This window comes from Duganella sp. CF517, assembly GCF_900110275.1.
Lineage (GTDB): Bacteria > Pseudomonadota > Gammaproteobacteria > Burkholderiales > Burkholderiaceae_D > Rugamonas.
Map to the genome: position 1 here is coordinate 882,835 of NZ_FODC01000002.1, position 19,684 is coordinate 902,518.

The 19,684-nt window shown below is 66.7% G+C and carries 20 protein-coding genes; 10 read left to right on the forward strand and 10 right to left on the reverse strand.

What is annotated here, in order from left to right:
* Positions 1-6 precede the first annotated feature (6 nt).
* From mreD to BMX85_RS10950, 3 genes are all read right to left on the reverse strand, one after another.
* Positions 7-519, reverse strand: a complete 513-nt coding sequence (gene mreD / locus BMX85_RS10940) for a rod shape-determining protein MreD (protein ID WP_090317031.1) — start codon at positions 517-519, stop codon at positions 7-9.
* On the reverse strand, positions 516-1,793 hold the full coding sequence (gene mreC, locus BMX85_RS10945; protein WP_090317034.1) for a rod shape-determining protein MreC: 1,278 nt from the start codon (positions 1,791-1,793) through the stop codon (positions 516-518). The genes mreD and mreC overlap by 4 nt, the downstream gene beginning before the upstream one ends.
* 87 nt (positions 1,794-1,880) lie before the next feature.
* Complete coding sequence (locus BMX85_RS10950) at positions 1,881-2,924, reverse strand: rod shape-determining protein (protein ID WP_008445008.1); 1,044 nt, start codon at positions 2,922-2,924, stop codon at positions 1,881-1,883.
* Positions 2,925-3,195: 271 nt separating this feature from the next.
* Between BMX85_RS10950 and gatC the strand changes: the two genes are divergently transcribed.
* The 3 genes from gatC to gatB all read left to right on the forward strand — a co-directional run bounded on the left by gatC (position 3,196) and on the right by gatB (position 6,541).
* The gene (gene gatC / locus BMX85_RS10955) at positions 3,196-3,498 is read left to right on the forward strand and encodes an Asp-tRNA(Asn)/Glu-tRNA(Gln) amidotransferase subunit GatC (protein ID WP_090317037.1); all 303 of its coding nucleotides are present in this window, start codon (positions 3,196-3,198) and stop codon (positions 3,496-3,498) included.
* A 75-nt stretch (positions 3,499-3,573) separates the two neighbouring features.
* Positions 3,574-5,058, forward strand: coding sequence for an Asp-tRNA(Asn)/Glu-tRNA(Gln) amidotransferase subunit GatA (gene gatA, locus BMX85_RS10960; RefSeq protein ID WP_090317040.1), 1,485 nt, complete (start codon positions 3,574-3,576; stop codon positions 5,056-5,058).
* A 22-nt stretch (positions 5,059-5,080) separates the two neighbouring features.
* Positions 5,081-6,541: an Asp-tRNA(Asn)/Glu-tRNA(Gln) amidotransferase subunit GatB gene (gene gatB / locus BMX85_RS10965; RefSeq protein ID WP_090317043.1), complete on the forward strand. Its 1,461-nt coding sequence runs from the start codon at positions 5,081-5,083 to the stop codon at positions 6,539-6,541.
* Positions 6,542-6,714: 173 nt separating this feature from the next.
* Here the strand turns inward: gatB and BMX85_RS10970 are convergent, their stop codons facing one another.
* Entirely contained in the window at positions 6,715-7,650 is a 936-nt protein-coding gene (locus tag BMX85_RS10970; protein ID WP_090317047.1) for an alpha/beta fold hydrolase, read from the reverse strand.
* Positions 7,651-7,822: 172 nt separating this feature from the next.
* Between BMX85_RS10970 and BMX85_RS10975 the strand changes: the two genes are divergently transcribed.
* The 4 genes from BMX85_RS10975 (at position 7,823) to BMX85_RS10990 (ending at position 11,267) form a co-directional block, all read left to right on the forward strand.
* A complete protein-coding gene (locus BMX85_RS10975; protein WP_229210386.1) occupies positions 7,823-8,380 on the forward strand; it encodes a CGNR zinc finger domain-containing protein in 558 nt (185 codons plus the stop codon).
* On the forward strand, positions 8,381-9,082 hold the full coding sequence (locus tag BMX85_RS10980; protein ID WP_090317051.1) for a response regulator transcription factor: 702 nt from the start codon (positions 8,381-8,383) through the stop codon (positions 9,080-9,082). It begins immediately after the preceding gene.
* Positions 9,075-10,316: a sensor histidine kinase gene (locus BMX85_RS10985; protein WP_090317054.1), complete on the forward strand. Its 1,242-nt coding sequence runs from the start codon at positions 9,075-9,077 to the stop codon at positions 10,314-10,316. Before BMX85_RS10980 ends, BMX85_RS10985 begins: the two co-directional genes overlap by 8 nt.
* 75 nt (positions 10,317-10,391) lie before the next feature.
* Positions 10,392-11,267 (forward strand): extracellular catalytic domain type 1 short-chain-length polyhydroxyalkanoate depolymerase, encoded by an 876-nt coding sequence (locus BMX85_RS10990; RefSeq protein WP_090317057.1) that lies wholly within the window; start codon positions 10,392-10,394, stop codon positions 11,265-11,267.
* A gap of 9 nt (positions 11,268-11,276) precedes the next feature.
* Here the strand turns inward: BMX85_RS10990 and BMX85_RS10995 are convergent, their stop codons facing one another.
* Positions 11,277-12,278, reverse strand: a complete 1,002-nt coding sequence (locus BMX85_RS10995; protein ID WP_090317060.1) for a proline iminopeptidase-family hydrolase — start codon at positions 12,276-12,278, stop codon at positions 11,277-11,279.
* A 193-nt stretch (positions 12,279-12,471) separates the two neighbouring features.
* Here BMX85_RS10995 and BMX85_RS11000 point away from each other — a divergent pair, with 193 nt between their 5' ends.
* Positions 12,472-14,151, forward strand: a complete 1,680-nt coding sequence (locus tag BMX85_RS11000; RefSeq protein WP_090317063.1) for an alkaline phosphatase D family protein — start codon at positions 12,472-12,474, stop codon at positions 14,149-14,151.
* Between the two features lie 50 nt (positions 14,152-14,201).
* Here BMX85_RS11000 and BMX85_RS11005 read toward each other — a convergent pair whose 3' ends face one another.
* Genes BMX85_RS11005 through BMX85_RS11015 form a run of 3 tightly spaced genes read right to left on the reverse strand, consistent with a single transcriptional unit; the run spans position 14,202 to position 16,224 of the window.
* On the reverse strand, positions 14,202-14,870 hold the full coding sequence (locus tag BMX85_RS11005; RefSeq protein WP_229210387.1) for a hypothetical protein: 669 nt from the start codon (positions 14,868-14,870) through the stop codon (positions 14,202-14,204).
* A gap of 21 nt (positions 14,871-14,891) precedes the next feature.
* A complete protein-coding gene (locus tag BMX85_RS11010) occupies positions 14,892-15,641 on the reverse strand; it encodes a MipA/OmpV family protein (RefSeq protein ID WP_090317070.1) in 750 nt (249 codons plus the stop codon).
* Between the two features lie 7 nt (positions 15,642-15,648).
* The gene (locus BMX85_RS11015) at positions 15,649-16,224 is read right to left on the reverse strand and encodes an outer membrane beta-barrel protein (RefSeq protein ID WP_090317073.1); all 576 of its coding nucleotides are present in this window, start codon (positions 16,222-16,224) and stop codon (positions 15,649-15,651) included.
* A 195-nt stretch (positions 16,225-16,419) separates the two neighbouring features.
* Between BMX85_RS11015 and BMX85_RS11020 the strand changes: the two genes are divergently transcribed.
* Complete coding sequence (locus BMX85_RS11020; RefSeq protein WP_177196707.1) at positions 16,420-17,097, forward strand: response regulator; 678 nt, start codon at positions 16,420-16,422, stop codon at positions 17,095-17,097.
* The gene (locus BMX85_RS11025; RefSeq protein WP_090317075.1) at positions 17,094-18,401 is read left to right on the forward strand and encodes an ATP-binding protein; all 1,308 of its coding nucleotides are present in this window, start codon (positions 17,094-17,096) and stop codon (positions 18,399-18,401) included. The genes BMX85_RS11020 and BMX85_RS11025 overlap by 4 nt, the downstream gene beginning before the upstream one ends.
* Positions 18,402-18,404: 3 nt before the next feature.
* Here the strand turns inward: BMX85_RS11025 and BMX85_RS11030 are convergent, their stop codons facing one another.
* Together BMX85_RS11030 and BMX85_RS11035 are read right to left on the reverse strand one after the other, a co-directional pair.
* Positions 18,405-19,262: an alpha/beta fold hydrolase gene (locus tag BMX85_RS11030; RefSeq protein ID WP_090317077.1), complete on the reverse strand. Its 858-nt coding sequence runs from the start codon at positions 19,260-19,262 to the stop codon at positions 18,405-18,407.
* Positions 19,262-19,633, reverse strand: coding sequence for a hypothetical protein (locus tag BMX85_RS11035; RefSeq protein ID WP_090317080.1), 372 nt, complete (start codon positions 19,631-19,633; stop codon positions 19,262-19,264). Before BMX85_RS11035 ends, BMX85_RS11030 begins: the two co-directional genes overlap by 1 nt.
* Between the last annotated feature and the right edge of the window lie 51 nt (positions 19,634-19,684).

Genomic DNA, 19,684 nt, shown 5'->3' on the forward strand with positions numbered 1-19,684 from the left:
CTGGAATCAGATCGGGCGGGTGTGGTCGCGGTCGACCGCGCGCCGCTGCGGCGCCAGCAGCAACCAGGTGGCGATCGGCCACAGCGCCACGGCGATCACGCTTTCGACGAAGTAGTACCAGCTCGGGAATTTACCGGAAACGAAGAAGCGGATCACCAGCTGGATCGACTGCGCCATCAGCAGCAGCGGGAACACGTGCATCGCCTGCGTCAGCAACGGGAACCACAGCACGCGCCGGTGCAGCATGATGGCGAAGTACGACAGCAAGGTGTAGGCCAGCGCGTTCTCGCCCAGCAGGGTCGAGTCGTGGACGTCCATCAGCAGGCCGAGGAAGAAGGCGGTGCCGATGCCGACCTTGCGCGGCTGGTGCACGCCCCAGAACACCAGCACCAGCGCGACGAAGTCGGGCACGCCGACGAACTGCCCCCACGGCAGCAGGTTCAGTAAAAAGGCGCAGAACAGGCTGAAGGCGATGAACAGCGGGCTGACCGGCAGCAGAATATAGTGCGGACGATTCATCGTGCCGGCTCCTTCGGTGTGGTGGCGCCGGCCGGCGTTTGGCCTTGGCCGGCCGGTGCGGCGGCGCGGGCGGCGGTCGGCGCCGGCGCGGTGGCGGCCGGCGCGACGCCGGCGCGGACCGGCGCCGTGGTCGCCGCAGCGGCGCCGGCGGCTCCGCCGGCTGCCGGTGCGGCCGTCGCCGGCGCGGTCGTCGCGGGTTTGGCGCCCGCTCCGGTGGCGGGCGCGGTGGCGGCGCCTTCGGCCGGCGCGGCTTTCGGCGCCAGCGGCGGCGGCATCACCGGCATCAATCCCGGCGCGGCGTTGGTGGCCGGCGCGGTCGCGGCGGCGGCCGGCGCGGCCTGGCCGTCGGCGCCCTCTTTCGCGGGGTCCTTCACCGGCGCCATCTTGTTATTGCCCTTTTTCGGCGTGCGCGGCTCTTCCTCGGGCGGGCGCGGAGGCAGCTCCGGCGTCGACATCAGGATCAGCAACTGGGTGTTGTTGGCGACGCCGGCCAGCGGCTGGCAGATCACGCCGCCGAAGGAGCCGCCGGCGCTGTTTTCCACCTGCGTCACGCGCGCCACCGCCAGGCCGGCCGGATAAATGCCGTCCAGGCCGGAGGTGACGACGATGTCGCCGACCTGGATGTCGGCGTTGGGCGCGGTGAAGCGCAGCTCCAGCGCGCCGACCTTGCCGCGTCCATAAGCGACGCTGCGCAAGCCGTTGCGCAGCAGCTGGACCGGGATGGCCTGCTCCTTGTCGGTCAGCAGCGTGACCTCGGAGGTGAACGGGAACACCCGCGTCACCTGCCCGACCACGCCCTGGTTGTCGATCACCGGCATGCCGAGCATGACGTCGCTCTTGATGCCGCGGTCGAGGATGATCTTGCGGCTGTTGGCGTCGCGCGCGTCGTACAGCACCTCGGCCAGCATCGACTTGACGGGCAGCTGCTCGCGCGCGCCCATCAGCTTGCGCAGCTGGTTGTTTTCGACGGTGCGCAGCTGCGCCTGCTGCAGCGCCTGGGCGTCGGCGATCTGCTGGCGTTTGAGCTCATTGACCTGCTTTTTCATCGACGACAACGTGGAGAAGTAGTCGCCGACGCCGTAGATGGCGTCGCGCGGCAGCAGCGCGACCATTTGCAGCGGATACAGCACGGTACCCGCGACCTGGCGCACGGTCGACAGCGTGCGCATGCGCGCGTCGACCAACAGCAGTGCAATCGATATGCACGCGAACACCGTCATCTTGACCCGGGCCGAAGCGCCTTGCTTGAAAAGTGGCGGAGGACTGTATTCCATGACTTCCAATAATCCGGCGCTCCCGCGCCAACGAGACTGTCAACTCACCCAAAGCACCGGGGCCGCTGTTTCGCGGCCCCGTCTTGATCATTCGTAGGAGAAGATCGAGCCCAGTTGGTCCATCCGTTCCAGCGCCATGCCCGAGCCGCGGACCACGCAGGTCAGCGGGTCTTCGGCCACCAGCACCGGCAGGCCGGTTTCCTCCATCAGCAGGCGGTCCAGGTCGCGCAGCAGCGCGCCGCCGCCGGTCAGCATCATGCCTTTTTCGGCGATGTCGGCGCCCAGTTCGGGCGGCGTCTGTTCCAGCGCGTTCTTGACGGCCGAGACGATGTTGTTGAGCGGATCGGTCAGCGCCTCGAGGATCTCGTTCGACGAAATCGTGAACGAGCGCGGAATGCCCTCGGACAGGTTGCGGCCCTTGACTTCCATCTCCTTGACTTCCGACCCCGGGAAGGCCGAACCGATGGCCTTCTTGATCGCCTCGGCGGTCTGCTCACCGATCAGCATGCCGTAGTTGCGGCGGATGTAGTTGACGATCGCCTCGTCGAACTTGTCGCCGCCGACGCGCACGGAGCCCTTGTAGACCATGCCGCCCAGCGAGATGATGCCCACCTCGGTGGTGCCGCCGCCGATGTCGACCACCATCGAGCCGGTGGCGTCCGACACCGGCAGGCCGGCGCCGATCGCGGCGGCCATCGGTTCTTCGATCAGGTACACCTGCGAGGCGCCGGCGCCGAGCGCCGATTCGCGGATCGCGCGGCGCTCGACCTGGGTCGAGCCGCACGGCACGCAAATGATGATGCGCGGGGAAGGACGGAAGAATTTGGAGTCGTGCACCATGCGGATGAACTGCTTGAGCATTTGCTCGGTGACGGTGAAGTCGGCGATCACGCCGTCTTTCATCGGGCGGATCGCCTCGATGTTGCCGGGGACTTTGCCCAGCATCTGCTTTGCTTCCTTACCAACTGCCTGGATCGTTTTCTTGCCGTTCGGGCCGCCCTCCTGGCGGATCGCGACGACCGATGGTTCATCCAGAACGATGCCCTGGCCGCGAACGTAAATCAAGGTGTTGGCCGTGCCCAAGTCGATGGCCAGATCGGTGGAAATATACCTGCGTAAAAAACCAAACATGTGTGTCCTGTGGCGCCGCTGGGTGCGCGTAAGCTGTCGAAAGATGTCCTGTGGTGAGCGGCGGCGGCAATGATTCAGCCCCGGCAACGCATCAACCCGCCATTCTACCTTATAATTTGAATGCGATTTGCCGAAAATCCACCCAAAAGTGTATCGGCTCAGCTTGCAAGTTAAGCGGCAATCGTCCGCTTTTGCCAGCGATTAGCCAGAACTTCAAGTTTTTTATCAATGTAACAATTAAACCCCGCGCGGCCCGTCCGCGCCATTCGCTATGTCCCTGACCCTATCCGACGTAACACGCATTGCCAAACTGGCCCAACTGGAGATGAGCGAGCCGCAGAGCGCCACCGCGCTCGAGCAGCTGAATGGCATTTTCGCGCTGGCCGAACAGATGCAGGCGGTCGACACCGACGGCGTCGCCCCGCTGAGCCACCCGCTGGCGGCGCACATGAACAACATCGCGCTGCGCCTGCGCGAGGACGCGGCCACCGAGGCCAATCGCCGCGAGGACTACCAGGCCGTCGCGCCGAAGACACAGGATGGCCTGTACCTGGTGCCGAAAGTGATCGAATAAGCAAAAAGCGTCGTGGTTTGCCACGTGTTTGCCCCCATCTTCGCCTCGATCCTCCCCGAATTGAATTGAACCGCCATGCACACCAAAACCCTTAAAGAGCTGTCCGCGCTCCTGCAGAGCAAAGCCGTCACCGCCACCGAGCTGGCCACGCACTTCCTCGACCGCATCGAGAAGAGCGACCTGAACGCCTTCCTGCACGTGGACCGCGCGCTGACGCTGGCGCAGGCCGCCGACGCCGACGCCCGCATCGCCGCCGGCACCGCCACCCCGCTGACCGGCGTGCCGATCGCCCACAAGGACATCTTCGTCACGCGCGACTGGCGCTCGACGGCCGGCTCCAAGATGCTGGCCGACTACGTCAGCCCGTTCGACGCCACCGTCGTCGAGAAGTTCCGCGCGGCCGGCATGGTCACCTTGGGCAAATTGAACTGCGACGAATTCGCCATGGGCTCGGCCAACGAGAACTCGGCCTTCGGTCCGGTCAAGAACCCGTGGGACAAGAACGCCGTGCCGGGCGGCTCGTCGGGCGGCTCGGCCGCCGCCGTCGCCGCGCGCCTGGCGCCGGCCGTCACCGGCACCGACACCGGCGGCTCGATCCGCCAGCCGGCCGCGTTTTGCGGCATCACCGGCATCAAGCCGACCTATGGCCGCGTGTCGCGCTTCGGCATGATCGCCTTCGCCTCGTCGCTCGACCAGGGCGGCCCGATGGCGCAGACGGCCGAGGACTGCGCGCTGCTGCTCAACGCCATGGCCGGCTTCGACGAGCGCGACTCGACCTCGCTGACGCCGGAACTGGGCGGCGTCGACGAAGACTACACGCGCGAACTGGGCCAGCCGCTGACCGGCCTGCGCATCGGCGTGCCGAAGGAGTACTTCGGCGAAGGCCTCGCCGCCGACGTCGAACAGGCCGTGCGCGCCGCGCTGGCGCAGTACGTGGCGCTGGGCGCGACCTTGGTCGACATTTCGCTGCCGAACACCGCGTTGTCGATCCCGGCCTACTACATGATCGCCCCGGCCGAGGCGTCGTCGAACCTGTCGCGCTTCGACGGCGTGCGTTATGGCCACCGCGCCGCCGAATACAAGGACCTGTCCGAGATGTACCGCAAGACCCGCGCCGAAGGCTTCGGCGCCGAAGTCAAGCGCCGCATCATGGTCGGCACCTATGTGCTGTGCCACGGCTACTACGACGCCTACTACCTGAAGGCGCAAAAGATCCGCCGCCTGATCGCGCAAGACTTCGAAGCGGTGCTCAACGGCCCGAACGCCGTCTGCGACGTCATCATGGGCCCCGTGGCGCCGACCGTCGCCTGGGACCTGGGCGACAAGTCCGACGACCCGGTCGCCGCCTACCTGGCCGACATCTTCACCCTGTCGACCAGCCTGGCCGGCCTGCCCGGCATGTCGATCCCGTGCGGCTTCGGCCAGGGCGAGAAGAACGCCAACCGCCCGGTGGGACTGCAAATCATCGGCAAGCATTTCGGCGAAGCGAAGCTGCTCAACGTCGCCCACCAGTACCAGCTGGCGACCGACTGGCACACCCGCGCTCCGGCCGGCATCTAACATAGAACAGAGCGAGAATCATATGGAATGGGAAGTCGTCATCGGTCTTGAGAACCACGTGCAGCTCACGACCGAATCAAAAATCTTCAGCGGCTCGCCGATCAAGTTCGGCGCCGAGCCGAACACGCAAGCCAGTCCGGTGGACCTGGCGCTGCCCGGCGTGCTGCCGGTGATGAACAAGCAGGCGGTCGACCGCGCGATCCGCTTCGGCCTGGCCGTCGGCGCCAAAATCGCGCCGGCCTCGATCTTCGCCCGCAAGAACTACTTCTATCCGGACCTGCCCAAGGGCTACCAGATCAGCCAGTTCGAAGACCCGGTGGTCATCGGCGGCTCGCTGACGTTCGGCTACGAGAAGGATGGCGAATTCGTCACCAAGACCGTCAACCTGACGCGCGCGCACCTGGAAGAAGACGCCGGCAAATCGCTGCACGAGGACTACGCCGGCATGAGCGGCATCGACTTGAACCGCGCCGGCACGCCGCTGCTGGAAATCGTCTCCGAGCCTGAAATCCGCAGCGCCGCCGAGGCGGTGGCCTACGCCAAGGCGCTGCACTCGCTGGTGATGTGGCTGGGCGTCTGCGACGGCAACATGCAGGAAGGTTCGTTCCGCTGCGACGTCAACGTCTCGGTGCGTCCGAAGGGCCAGAAGGAATACGGCACCCGCTGCGAGATCAAGAACCTGAACTCGTTCCGCTTCATCGAGGAAGCCGTGCACGTCGAAGTGCGCCGCCAGATCGAATTGATCGAAGACGGCGGCAAAGTGGTGCAGGCCACGCGCCTGTACGATCCGGACCGCAAGGAGACGCGCGAGATGCGCAGCAAGGAAGACGCCCAGGACTACCGCTACTTCCCGGACCCGGACCTGCCGCCGCTGGTGATCTCGGACGAATGGATCGCGCAGGTGAAGGCCTCGATGCCGGAACTGCCGGCCGCCATGCGCGCGCGTTTTGTCAGCGAATACGCGCTGCCGGAATACGACTCGCTGGTACTGACGGCGTCGAAAGCGATGGCGACCTACTTCGTCGCCGTGGTGGAAAAAGCCGGCAAGGAAAACGCCAAGGCCGCCGCCAACTGGCTGATGGGCGACGTCTCGTCGACCCTGAACCGCGAAGGCGTGGACCTGGACGACTCGCCGGTATCGGCCGCGCAGCTGGCCGCGCTGTTGAAGCGCATCGCCGACGGCACCATCTCGAACAAGGCCGCCAAGGAAGTCTTCGCCGGCATGTGGGAAGCCAAATCGGCCGATGAAAACCTGGTCGACACCGTCATCGAAGCCAAGGGTCTGAAGCAGATCTCGGACACCGGCGCGCTGGAGGCGATCGTCAACGACGTCATCGCCGCCAACGCCAAGTCGGTGGAGCAGTACCGCGCCGGCAAGGAAGCGGCGCTCAACGCGCTGATCGGCCAGGCGATGAAAGCGTCGCGCGGCAAGGCCAACCCGGCCCAGCTGACCGAGCTGCTGAAGGCCAAGCTGGCCGGTTAAACCGATCACCATCGGTACGGTGAAACGCCCCGCAAGCGACAAAGCTTGCGGGGCGTTTTTATTACGCGGAGCTCCACCCAACCAAGCGTCCATCGAAACCACGTAGGGCGGATTAGGCGGAACGCCGTAATCGGCCCTACGAAAATCGCATACACGCGCCGCTTGGGCACCGCTCAGCGTTTAACATTGCGGTTCAAAAACTCCAGCATTTCCTTGCCGATCTCGTCGCCGTGGGTTTCGATGGCGAAATGGCCCGTGTCCAGGAAGCGCACTTCGGCGTTCGGGTTGTCGCGCTTGAACGCCTCGGCGCCGGCCGGCACGAAGAACGGATCGTTCTTGCCCCAGATCGCCAATGTCGGCGGATGGTTACGGCGGAAGAACTCATGCAGTTGGCCGTACTGCTTGATGTTCTGCCCGTAGTCCAACAGCAAATCCATCTGCGCCTCCACGCCGATGCGCTCGATGGCGGCGTGCGCCAGCTGCCAGGTCTCCGGCGCGATCAGCGACGCGTCCCGCACGCCTTCGGTGTACTGCCACTTGGTCATATCCAGCGTGTTGAAGCGGCGCAGCGACTCGCGGTTGGCGGCGGTCGGCTCCGCCCACGCCTTGCGCATATCGGCCCAGCCGGCGCTCAAGCCCTCTTCGTACGCATTGCCGTTCTGGCTGACGATCGCGGTGATCTTTTGCGGATTCTTCACCGCCAGGCGCCAGCCCACCGGCGCGCCGTAGTCGAACACGTACATGGCGTAGCGGTCCACTCCCTTGGCCACGGTGAAGGCGTCGATCACGCCGGCCAGATTGTCGAACGTGTAGGTGAACTTGGCGCCCGGCCCCACGCTGGTCTGTCCGAAGCCGGGCAGATCCGGCGCGATCACGTGGTATTTGCCGGCCAGTTGCGGGATCAGGTTGCGGAACATGTACGACGAGGCGCCGAAGCCGTGCAACAGCAGCACGACAGGCGCCTCGGCCGGTCCGGCTTCGCGATAGAAGACGTTGACACCCTGGACCTCCAGATTGCGGTGATGAACTTGCGCGGGATTGTCGGCGGCATTGGCGACAAGCGCGGCGGCCAGGCTGGCGGCGGCAAACAGCGACGATTTGGTGTTCATGATAATTCCTTCAAAGGATAAGCGACGGAGGTGGATAACCGCTATAATTCAACCAAGATGGTTACTTGATTTGAAGTATCCTCAGTTTTAAATAACCTGTCAACATCTATTTTAATGGTTACTTATGATGAAAGCAGAAAAACACCCCGCTAGCAATCCGTCGGAAGCGCCGATGTTGGGGGATCATCTGGCGATGGACTTGCTCAACACCGAGGCCATGGTCGACGGAAAAACGGTCGATTACTGGGGCAGCGGTGAGGATGTGCTGGGATGGATGGCGCGGCACGGCATCGCCCCGGCGGACGCGGACGGGCCGCTTGACCTGGAGGCGCTGCTGGCGCGGGGAAGAACCCTGCGCACGCTGGTGCGGCAGCTCGTCGAGCAACGCAAGCAGGGAAGCGTGGGCGACACCGCCCCGATAGCCGCGCTGGACGCGTATCTGCGCGCCCACGTCAGCGCGCCGCACCTGGCGCGCGACAGCGAAGGCGGCTTGACGCTCACCCGCCAGGCCCGCGCCGAGCCGGTCGCCTCGATGCTGGGGCGGTTAGCCGAAGCGACCGCTCAACTGCTGGTGGACGGCGACTTCGACCTCGTCAAGCAATGCCAGCATCCCGAATGCGTGCTGTGGTTTTATGACCGCACCAAGGCCCACAAGCGCCGCTGGTGCAGCATGGCGTTGTGCGGCAATCGCCACAAGGCGGCGCAGTTCAGGAAAAAAGCGGCGCTGTAAATGAGTCCGGGCTCCCTGACCATCCTGGTGGTGGAAGACCACCCGACGATCGCGCGCCAGATCGTCGATTTCCTCGACGGGCTGAAATGGCAAACCGACCACGCCGCCACCGGCGCGCTGGCGATCGACCTGGCCACGCGCGAAACGTACGATGTCATCCTGCTCGACCTCAACCTCCCCGACATCGACGGCATCGACGTCTGCCGCGCGATCAAGGCGCGCGCGCCGCGCAACGTGCCGGTGTTGATGCTCACCGCCCGCGACGCGTTCGAAGACAAGGCGCGCGGCTTCAACGGCGGCGCCGACGATTACCTGACCAAACCGTTCGACCTGCGCGAACTGGCCCTGCGGTGCGAGGCGCTGGCGCGGCGCGGACAGCTGCATGTCGGCCAGGCGCTGCGCGTCGGCCCGCTGACACTGCTGACCAGGGAACGGCGCGCGCTCCACAACGGCACCCCGGTGCCGCTGACCCAGGCCGGGTTCAAGATTCTGTCCGCGCTGTGCGCCGCGCAGCCGCACGCCGTATCGCGGTCGGCGCTGACGCACGCGCTGTGGGGCACCAACCCGCCCGATAGCGACGCCCTCAAATCGCACATCTACGCGCTGCGCAAGCAGCTGCAACTGGCCGGCGCGCCGGACATGATCGTCACCATCCCGCAGCTCGGCTACCGCCTCGCGCTGGAAGCGGCGGACCATGTTTAGATCGATCCGCCACGGCCTGTTCGCCGCGCTGGCCGGCTTCACGGTGCTGCTGTGCGTCGGCTATACCGGCCTGGCGCTGCTCATCTCCTACGTGACCGAGGACATGCTGGTCGACCGCCTGCTGCAGCGCGAGGCGGCCGCAGTGACCGCCCGATACCAGCTGCGCGGCGACATTCAAGCGACCGGCGACGACCTGATACGCGTGTACCGCGACGCCGCCGCGTTGCCGCCGATCGTGCGCGCGCAGGTCGCCGCCGGCCGCGAACGCGGCGAGATCTTTACCGACACCGGCCAGCACTATCATTTGCGCGTGCTCGATCTGGGCGCGCAGGCCGGGCCGCGCCGCCTCTACCTGCTGGCCGACGTCGGGCCGCTGCTGGTGGTGTCCAAGCTGTTCCAGGACGTCGGCGGCGTATTGGTCGCGGTCGCGCTGGGGTTGATCGCCCTGGCGCTGCTGCTCGCCTATCTGCTGTCGCGGCGCCTGGTGCTGCCGCTGCAAGTGCTGGCGGACGAGGTAAAGAGCCTGCAGCCGGAAGCACCGATCCACTTCAGCGCGCGGCGGCGGCCCGATGAAATAGGCTACCTGGCGGACAAGCTCGGCACCACGCTCGCCGCGCTGCACGCGGCGCTGCACCGCGAACAAGCCTTCACGCGCGACGTCGGCCATGAGTTGCGCACTCCGCTGACGGTCATGAACAATGTCCTCGGCCAGGCCGCGTCCCGCCCGCTGCAAGCGCATGAGCTAGCGCAGCTGCGGGCCGGGCTGGGCGAACTCGGCGCCACCGTCGACGTGCTGTTCGCGCTGGCGCGCGCGGAACACATTCCGAACGCGACGGTCGATCTGCGCGGCTGTATCGAGGACAGCCTGCTGCGCCTGTTGGAGCAATCCGACTGGGACGACGACCGCGTGGCGCTGCGGTTGCCGGACCGGCTCGAGGTGACGGGAAACCGCCATCTGTCGATGCTGTTGCTGAACAACTGCCTAGGCAACGCGCTGTTCCATGGCGGCGCCGGCTGCCGGCTGCGGTTGTCGTTCGCCGACGGTGTGCTCAGTCTCGCCAACACGGTCGATCCGGCGCGCGCCGGCGCGATGCAAGGCTTCCTGCACGGCCAGCATCTGTTGCGGCGCATCGCCAAGGCCATGGATTGGGAAATCGCCTTCCACGCCGAGGCGGCGGCCTACCGGGTCGATATCGTTCCTATCTTGCCTCCCGTGCCGCCGCGCCGGCGCTGAAACCGGCCCGATTTCACCGGGATTTCACCGCCGGTTTTCTATGCTGCTTACTCCTCGACTTCCCGGGTACGCACCATGAAAATCCTTATCGGCCTGCTGGTCCTCGCCTGCGCTTCGCAGGCCACTTTCGCGCAGGTGAAATCCCTTCCCCACAAGGAGGAAAAACGCCGCTACCTGGTCTACACGCCGCCGTCCTATGACAGCGAGCCGCGCAAGGCCTTTCCGGTGGTGTTCAACTTCCACGGCGGCGGCATGACCATGGCCGAACAAATGCTCTACACGCAGATGAACCGCGCCGCCGACCGCCACCAGTTCATCGTCGTCTATCCGGCCGGGATCAAGCAGGACTGGAACGTCGGTTTCGGCATGTCGTACGCCGACGGCATCGACGACATCGGCTTTACCGAAGCGCTGCTCGCCCGGCTGAAACAGGACTACCGCGTCGACGCCGAACGCGTGTACGCCACCGGCCTGTCGCGCGGCGGCTTCTTCGCGCTGCGGATCGCCGCCGAGTTGCCCCACCTGTTCGCGGCCGTCGCCTCGGTTGGCGCGCCGATGCCCGCGCCGGTGCTGCAACACCACGCCAAGCCCGGCAAAGTCGGCGTGCTGCTGCTGCACGGCACCGCCGACCAGGTGGTGGCCTACGGCGGCAAGCCGGGCGGCTATCTGTCGGCCGAGGAGTCGTTCCGCTATTGGGCGACATGGAACGGCGCCGGCGCCGACAGCGCCAGCCGCCGTGTGATCGACGCCGATGCCGGCGACGGCACCGACGTCACCTGGGTCGAACAGGGCAACGGCCGGCAAAGCGTGGCGCTGGCGACGATCAGGGAGGGCGGCCACACGTGGCCCGGCGCCGACCCGTTCAACGTCGGCCTGCCGATCGGGAAAACCACGCGCGACATCGACGCCAACGACGTCATCTGGCGCTTCCTCGACAAGCATCGCCGTTGAAGCCGGCGGCTACAGCCGCTTGAGGAACGCCAGCAGCCGTTCGAAATAAAACGCCTGGTCGTCCCACATGCACAAATGGCTGCCGTCGGGGCAGATGACCGCCTGCGCGTTGCCCATCGCCGACGCCATCTTCGGCATGTCACGCGGGTCCATCTCGTCGTGGGTGGCGCCGATCACCAGCGCCTTGACCTTGATCTCGCCAAGCCGGTCCCAACGCTCCCAGTCCTTCAGGTTTCCCGTCATGACGAATTCGCTGCGCCCCTGCATCTGGTGATAGATCTTCAGGTTGGCGTGGGCGAACGTGCGGTTGACCGCGTCCGGCCACGGCGCGAGGCGGCAGATGAATTTGGGATAGAGTTCCTCCATCATGATGCGCTCGTAGTCGGGCGAATCGTAGGCCTCGGCCGCCTCCAGCGCCTCGAGCCGCGCCAGCGCGGCCGGCGGCAACTGCCGTTTGAGCACGGCCAGATGCCGCTTCAGCGCCTGCATCCCGGCCGTCATGTTGGAGATGACGAGGCCGCGCAAACGGGCCGGATGGCGCAGCGCGTAGTCGATCGCCAGCACGCCGCCCCACGAGTGGCCGTACAACACGAACGATTCCAGGCCCAGGCCGGCGCGCACCTCCTCCACCTCGTCCAGGTAGCGCGGCAGCGTCCACAGCGCGGGGGCGTCGGGACGGTCCGAGTTGCCGCAGCCGAGCTGATCGTAGTAATACATCTCGATGCCCGCCTGCGGCAGGAACGACTCCATCGCCTCGAGGTACTCGTGCGAGAAGCCCGGCCCGCCGTGCAGCAGCAGCACCTTGACCGGCCCGCTGCCGATCTTCTTGGTCCAGACCTTGTACTTGCCGCCCACTACCGGGACCATGCGCACGCCGGCCGTCCTGACGCCCGGCGGATTGAGCCCGTCGGGCTTGGCGATGGTGGGCGCCTGCGGCGCCGGGCGGGACGCGGCGCCAGCGGCCGGGGAGGCCACGGCGATGCCGGTGGCGATAAATTGTCGACGGTCCATTCGATTCCAGGTGGGTGGTGAAGACGGCATTTTGCGCAATCCCGGACCGAACCAGAATCCCCGCGCCGCGCAACACATCGTTTCGCCCCGCGCAATGGTGGTGGCGTCCGGGACGCCGCCCGCGCCATGTCATCAACGCGTCACGCGGGCTATCTAAGATACGCGTTCTTTCACTTTCGGCAACAGCCCATCCATGACACCATCGAATTCGCGTCGCAAGTTCATCCGCAACTTCTCCGTCGGCACCGCCGCCATCTCGCTCACCGCCTGCGGTGGCGGCGACCCGTACTACCAGCCGATCAGTTTTGCGCATGGCGTCGCCAGCGGCGACCCGTTGAGCGACCGCGTGATCCTGTGGACCCGCGTCACGGCGGCGCAGGGCGCCGACGACATGGACGTGGGCTGGATGGTGGCCGAGGACAGCGCCTTCACCAAGACCGTCGCCTCGGGCACCGTCCGCGCCGGCGCCGCCGGCGACTACACGGTCAAGGTCGACGCCACCGGGCTGTCGGCCAACCGCGGCTATTACTACCGCTTCCGCTGCCAGGGCGTGGACTCGCCGGTGGGCCGCACCAAGACCTTGCCGACCGGTGCCGTCGCGCGCGCCCGCTTCGCCGTGTTCAGCTGCTCGAACTATCCGGCCGGCTACTTCAACGTCTACGGCGACGCCGCCAAATTCGACGACATCGACGTCGGCCTGCACCTGGGCGACTACATCTACGAATACGCGGCCGGCGGCTACGCCTCGCAGAACGCCGCCACGCTCAACCGGGTGTCGCAGCCGGCCACCGAGATCATCACCCTGACCGACTACCGCCGCCGCTACCAGCAATACCGCACCGATGCCGACCTGCAGGCGGTGCACGCGCGCATCCCGTTCATCGCCGTCTGGGACGACCACGAGCTGTCGAACGACACCTGGCGCGACGGCGCGGAAAACCACGACCCGCTCACCGAGGGCCTGTGGTCGGCGCGGCGCAAGATGGCGATCCAGGCCTACCACGAATGGATGCCGATCCGCGTGCCCGACGCCGCGCGCCCGGACCGCATCTACCGCTCCTTCGACTTCGGCAACCTGCTGTCGCTGCACATGCTCGACACGCGCGTCATCGGCCGCGACAAGCAGCTGGCGTTCGCCAGCTACGTCGGCGCCGACAAGAGCTTCAACAGCGCCGCCTTCGCGGCCGACGTGTCCAACCCGGCGCGCCAGCTGATGGGCGCCGAGCAGACCACGTGGCTGCAAGGCCAGATGAGCAAGTCGAGCGCCACCTGGCAGATCCTGGGCCAGCAGGTGCTGATGGCGCGCATGATGCTGCCGGCGCCGATGGTGCTCGGCACCGTCGGCTACCCGACCTACCTCGGCATCGCCGCCAAGGTGCGCGCTGGCGTGGCGCTGAGCGAGACCGAAAAGCAGCAGCTGGCCGCGCCGACGGTGCCGTACAACCTGGACGCGTGGGACGGCTACGCCGCCGCGCGCGAGGCGGTGCTCAACATGTCGCGCACGCTCAACAAGAACCTGGTGGTGCTGGCCGGCGACACCCACAACGCCTGGGCCAGCGACCTGGCCGATGTCAACGGCCAGGCGGTCGGCGTCGAATTCGGCGTGCCGTCGGTGACCTCGCCCGGCTTCGAGAGCTACTTCCCGGGCGCCGCGCCAGCGACCGTGGCCGGCGGCATGGAACAGCTGATCGGACCATTGCAATATGCCGAGACGTCGTTGCGCGGCTTCGTGGTGCTGACCGTCACGCCGACCGAAACGCGCGCCGAGTACCGCTACGTCGACACCATCCAGTCGAAGGGCTACACGGCATCGGTCGGCAAGACCCTGCGCATGCTGCCGGGAGCGGCGAACCGGAAGCTCGTGGCGGGCTGACAATGAACCAGCCGCGCGATGCGCGGCTTTTTTTCGGACCGCGCGGCGCGCTACTCCAGCAAGGCGCTGATCGCCAGCGGCGTGCCGCTGGCGAGCACCTGGACGCCGCCGGGATGGGCGGCAAAACGATAGGCGAAGTTGCGGAAGCCGGTCGGCGCGTCGCCGGCAAAGGCCGGACCTTCCCGGCCCGCCAACACCACCGCGGCCGCGCCCTCGCCTTTGACCACCTTCAGCTGCGGCGCGTCGCCGGCCGCGTAGGAGAACTGCACGCCGGCGCAGCTCTTGCCGCCGGCCACGCCGGCGTAGCGCAAATAGGCCGCCATCTGTTCGCACGCCGCCACCAGGTCGGCCACCGCGTACACGCCATCGGCGCGCGTCACCAGCGACACCCAGGGCCCGGAAGAAAACTGCCGCGCCGGCCGGTTCAACACCAGCTCCGCGTTCTCGTCATAGGCTGCCTTGGAAAACGGGAACACCGCCCGCCCCAACGCGTCCAGCGGCAGATCGACGCGCGTCGTCTTGCCCACCAGCGTCAGGCGCAGTCCCTCCCCGTGTGCCCCCGCCTCGCGCTGACGAAGGCGAAAGTGATTCTGCAAAAACTGCTTTGGCTTGCCATACTTTTCAAACCAGATCATCTGCCGGTAGACGTCACGGTAGCTGATCCAGTCCGACGTCTGCTGCGCCCAACAGAGCGTTGGAGCGACGGCAAGCCAAAGCATGAGCGATTTGACCATGGCGTGCTAGAACCGGTACGCCAGCCCGCTGGACCACGTCACGACATTGCGCCGCCCGACGACCGGGCTGGCGGCGGGGGCGTCGCCCAGGCGCTGGGCCGACACGGCGGTGTTGATCAACCAGCGGCTGCTCAACTCCCAGTTCCAGTTGGCGCCCGCGTTCACCGCCATGACGCCGCCGGACGGACGGTAGGCGCCGAACACCTCGTAGCGCTCGCGCATGACGGCCCCGCCGCCCAGCGTGGCGCCGGCCGAAAACGTGATGGTGTGATGCGGCGCCAACGGCGCCAGCGTCTTTTGCAGCCCAACGCTGCCGGCCAGGCCATGGGCGCTGGTATCGTAGGCGGCGCTGGTCAGCAGGCGCACCCGCCAACCCAGATAGTAGTTATAGAATCCCCCGACGTCCCACGAGCCCTTGATGGAATGGGTATTGGCCAGCCGGCGGTTGTCGCCCGGTTCGCGCCCGTTGCTATCCAATAGCAGCGGCCCGTATTCGACCCCCGGCGTGTGCGACAGATGCATGCCGACCACGCCGCTGGCGGAAACGAAGATACCGTTGCTCCACTGGACCTGGAGCAGCGGCCGCAGCGCCATCGACGGCTCGTGGTCGTCGACCGACGACAGTCGGGAGGCGATCGCCAGTCCCACGTACATATCGGTGCTCCCGTCCGGCATCATGCCAACGGCGCCGTCGTCGGCCAGCGCGGGGAGCGCCGCCAGGGAAAGTAACGCGAATAGCGGGGACAGCTTGTTCATGTTTTCCTTAAAAGCCGAAGCGCGCGCCGAGCGACAACTTGTTCATCTTCGCCGTCAAGCCTTCGTATTCGATTGTGCCCGTGTGCTGGAATTCCACTTGCAGCGACACATCCCTGGTCACCAGGTACGCCGCGCCCGCGCTCAGGTACGCGCTGTTCTCGTGCACCGTCCTGGCGTCGCTGGCGCCGGCGCCGCCGAAATCGAGTCCGAGACGGCCGCGCGCGACGCCGGCCTTGCCGAACAAGGACCAGCTCTCGCCCAGCCGCCAGGTGCGGCGCGCCGCCAGATACGCCATGCTGGTGCGCAGTTCCAGCCGCCCGCCGGCGACGTCGTAATCGGTCGAGCCGCCGAAGCCGTCGTAGCCCGTCTCCAGCGACCACTCGGGCGACAGCACATAGCCGGCGAACAGGCCGAAACGCCGCTGCTTGCCCACCGCGTCGCGGCGCGTCGTCACCCCGCCTTCCCGCTCATTGAGATAGCCGTCGGTGCGGCCGGCGATGTTGGCCCCCAGGTAAAGGTCTTCGGCCTGTGCGCAGGGGGTGAGAACGATGGCGGCGAGGATGCTGGCAAAGAGTTTTTTCACGATGGATTTCCGGGTTGAGATAAGAGCCTCGATGTTAAAACCGGCCAGCGCTGAAATCCTCCCCGGACTGTCTGTCAATTGTCGTCAATTTGTAGGGCGCATTTGTATAGAAAGTGTACGAATCTGTATGCGATTGTCTAATTTGCCACACCGGCGCCGCGTGCCGCTACAATGCTGATCCAAAAGGGAGGCCCGATGCAGCGAGTGATGCTGGTGGAAGACGATGCGCGCCTGGCAGCGCTGGTCAAGGAATATCTGGGCGAGTTCGAATACGAGGTCGATGTGGTCGCCCGCGGCGACCGCGCGCTCGAGCGCTTCGGCGCCACCCGGCCCGACCTGGTGATCCTTGACCTGACGCTGCCCGGCATCGACGGCATGGTCGTTTGCCGCCAACTGCGCCAGCTCAGCCCCGTGCCGATACTGATCCTGACCGCGCGCGAGGACATGTTCGACGAAGTCTCCGGACTCGAACAAGGCGCCGACGACTACGTCAACAAACCGATCCAGCCGCGCGTATTGCTGGCGCGGCTGCGCGCGCTGCAGCGGCGCGGCAGCGCGCCGGTCGACAGCGACGTCGTGGTCGGCGCGCTGCGCATCTCGCGCGCCAACCGCGCCGTGTTCTGGCGCGACGGCGAGGTGGCGATGAACGGCGCCGAGTTCAAGCTGTTCCTGATCCTGGCCGAGGCGGCCGGCAAGGTCCTGTCGCGCAACGACATCCTGATCAAAATGCGTGGCATCGAGTTCGACGGCCTTGACCGCAGCATCGACAATTGCATCTCGCGGCTGCGCCGCAAATTCGACGACGGCGCCGCCGAACGCATCAAAACCGTCTGGGGCGAAGGCTATCTGTTCAGCCCATCGGCTTGGGAATGAACCGTATTTTCCCGCGCTTCGCGGCGCTGGTGCTGCTGGCCATCAGCCTCGGCACGGTGGTCGTCTACGCCACCTTCAGCGCGCTGTTCGGCGATCCGGTCGAGGAAATCGCAAGGCGCCAGGCCACCGGCCAGATTTTCCTGCTCGAACAATACATCGACCAGGCGCCGGCCGACCAGTGGCTGGCGCGCCTCAACAAGGTGCGCGAGGTGTCGGAGGCCACGTTCGAGCTGGTGCCGCTGCCGGCCGCGTTGGCCGCGCTGCCGGCGGCGAAACGCGCGCGGCTCAATCAAGGCGCGATCGTCATCGACACCGGCACCGCCTCGTTCTACCGCCGCGTCGACCTGGCCGGCGCGCGCTACATCGGCAGCGGGGACGACGTGATCCATGCGCAGGGCCTGCCGATCGACATCGGCCAGGCGCTGGCGATGGAGGCGATCCGCTTCGGCGTGATCGCCCTGTTCCTGCTGGTGCCGATCGGCTGGTGGTCGCGCCGCCACTGGCGCGAGCTGCAAGCGCTGTCGCGGGTCGCCGACGATTTCGGCCGCGGCGACCTGACCGCGCGCGCCGCGCCGCGCGCCACTTCCAGCGTCGCCCCGCTGGCCGGCCGCATCAACGACATGGCCGGACGCATCGCGCTGCTGCTCGAGACGCGCAAGCACTTGCTGCATTCGGTGTCGCACGAACTGCGCACGCCGATCGCGCGGCTCGAATTCGCCCTCGAGCTGCTGCGCCATCGGCATGGCGCCGCCGATCCCGCGCTGGAGCAACGCGTGCTGGCGATGGAGAGCGATGTCGGCGAGCTCAAAACGCTGGTCGACGAACTGCTCGATCTGACCCGGCTCGATCACGCCGGCGCCATGTCGAGGCGACGCTTCGCGCTGGCGCCGATGCTGCGCGGCTGCGCGCCGTCGGCGGCGCTGCACTATGACGCCAGCATCGCGCCCGACCTTGGAGAGCTCGATGGCGACGAGCGGCTGCTGGCCCGCGCGCTCAACAACCTGTTGGGCAACGCCGTGAAATACGCCGCCGCGCGCGTCACGCTGCGCGCCGCGCGCGACGACGATAACGCCGGGGCGGTCGTCATCGTCGTCGAAGACGATGGTCCGGGCGTGCCGGCCGACGCGCGCGGCAAGGTGTTCGATCCGTTCGTACGGCTGGCGCGCGCGCAGGACGAAGCCGTCGGCGGCTACGGACTGGGTCTGTCGATCGCGCTCAAGGCGGTGCGGCTGCACCGAGGCGATATCGCGGTCGACGACTCGCCGCTGGGCGGTGCGCGTTTCACGATCCGGCTGCCGGCTTGACGATCAGCCGGCCGGCGGCAGGCGCATCCACTCGAGGATGTCGGCAAAGATTTGCTCGCGATTGAGCTCGTTGAAATTCTCGTGATAGTTGTGCGGATGGCGCCGATACGTCAGCAGCGCCGCCGGCACCGACTTGAGCATGGCCTCGGAGGCGTCGGCGTCGGCCAGTTTGTCGTCGCCCGCCACGACGGCGAACAAGCGATGGTTCCACGCCGGCAGCCGCGCCGCCAGTCCCCGTTGCGCGGCCGTCAGCGCGTTGCCGAAGCGGACCGTGATCTCGGTGGCGCGCACGCCGTCGCGCTCGTCCGCGTGATGGCGCGCGGTGATGGCGCCGTCGTGGGTGAGCACGTCGGTCAACGGCGCCAGCGGCACCTTCATGCGCGGCGCCAGCGCGCCCAGCACGCCGGCCAGCGCCAGCAGCGGCGGCGACACCTTGATCGCGTTGACATAGTACGGCGACGATAGGATGAACCCCTGGATGGCGGTGTCGCCGGCCAGGCGGCCCAGTCCCAGATGGGTGGCGATCAGCGCCCCCATCGAGTGGCCCATGACGAACACCGGCACGCCGGGATACTCGCGCCGGACCCATTGCAGGCACAGCACGCTGTCATCGAGGAACACGTCGAAGCCGGGGATGTCGACCCGGCGCGCGTCCTGGTGCCCGCACAGGTCGTGGGCGACGGTGGCGATGCCGTGCTGGCGGAAGTACAGCGCCGGGGTGACGTAGTCGCCGCCATGCGCCATGCCGCCGTGGATGGCGAGCAGCACGGCGCGCGGCGGCGTCGCCGGCTCCCAGATATGAATGCGCCGCTCGGCCTGCCCGCACCGAAGACCGGCAAGCCGCGTTTCGGCGAAGCGCATCAGGCGATGATGCTGAGCGTGATGCCCATTTCGACCAGCAAGGTCAAATCGGCCAGGATGAAGTCCAGGCTGGGGGTCGCCGCGCCACGCTCGGTGGTGAAGGAGATGCGCAGCTCGGCGGCCACGTCCGAGCGTTCGAAGTGGATGCCGCGCGCCTGGCATTCGGCCAGGTAGTGGCGCACCTTCTTGAGCAGCTCGTCCGGGTTCTGGTCCGTGCCGATGCCGACATAGAAACCCGAATCGATGCGCACCCGGCCGTCGGGCTTGACGTCGCCCTTTTGCCAGTCGCTATCGGGTTCGGTTGGCAAGCCGTCGCGAACGTCCGCCAATGCGTCGTCGTCGCCGTGCACCTTCATTGTTGCGATGTTCATGGATCTGCCTTGTTTGTCGACGGTCCGGATGCCGTCTTAAAAGGTTACACC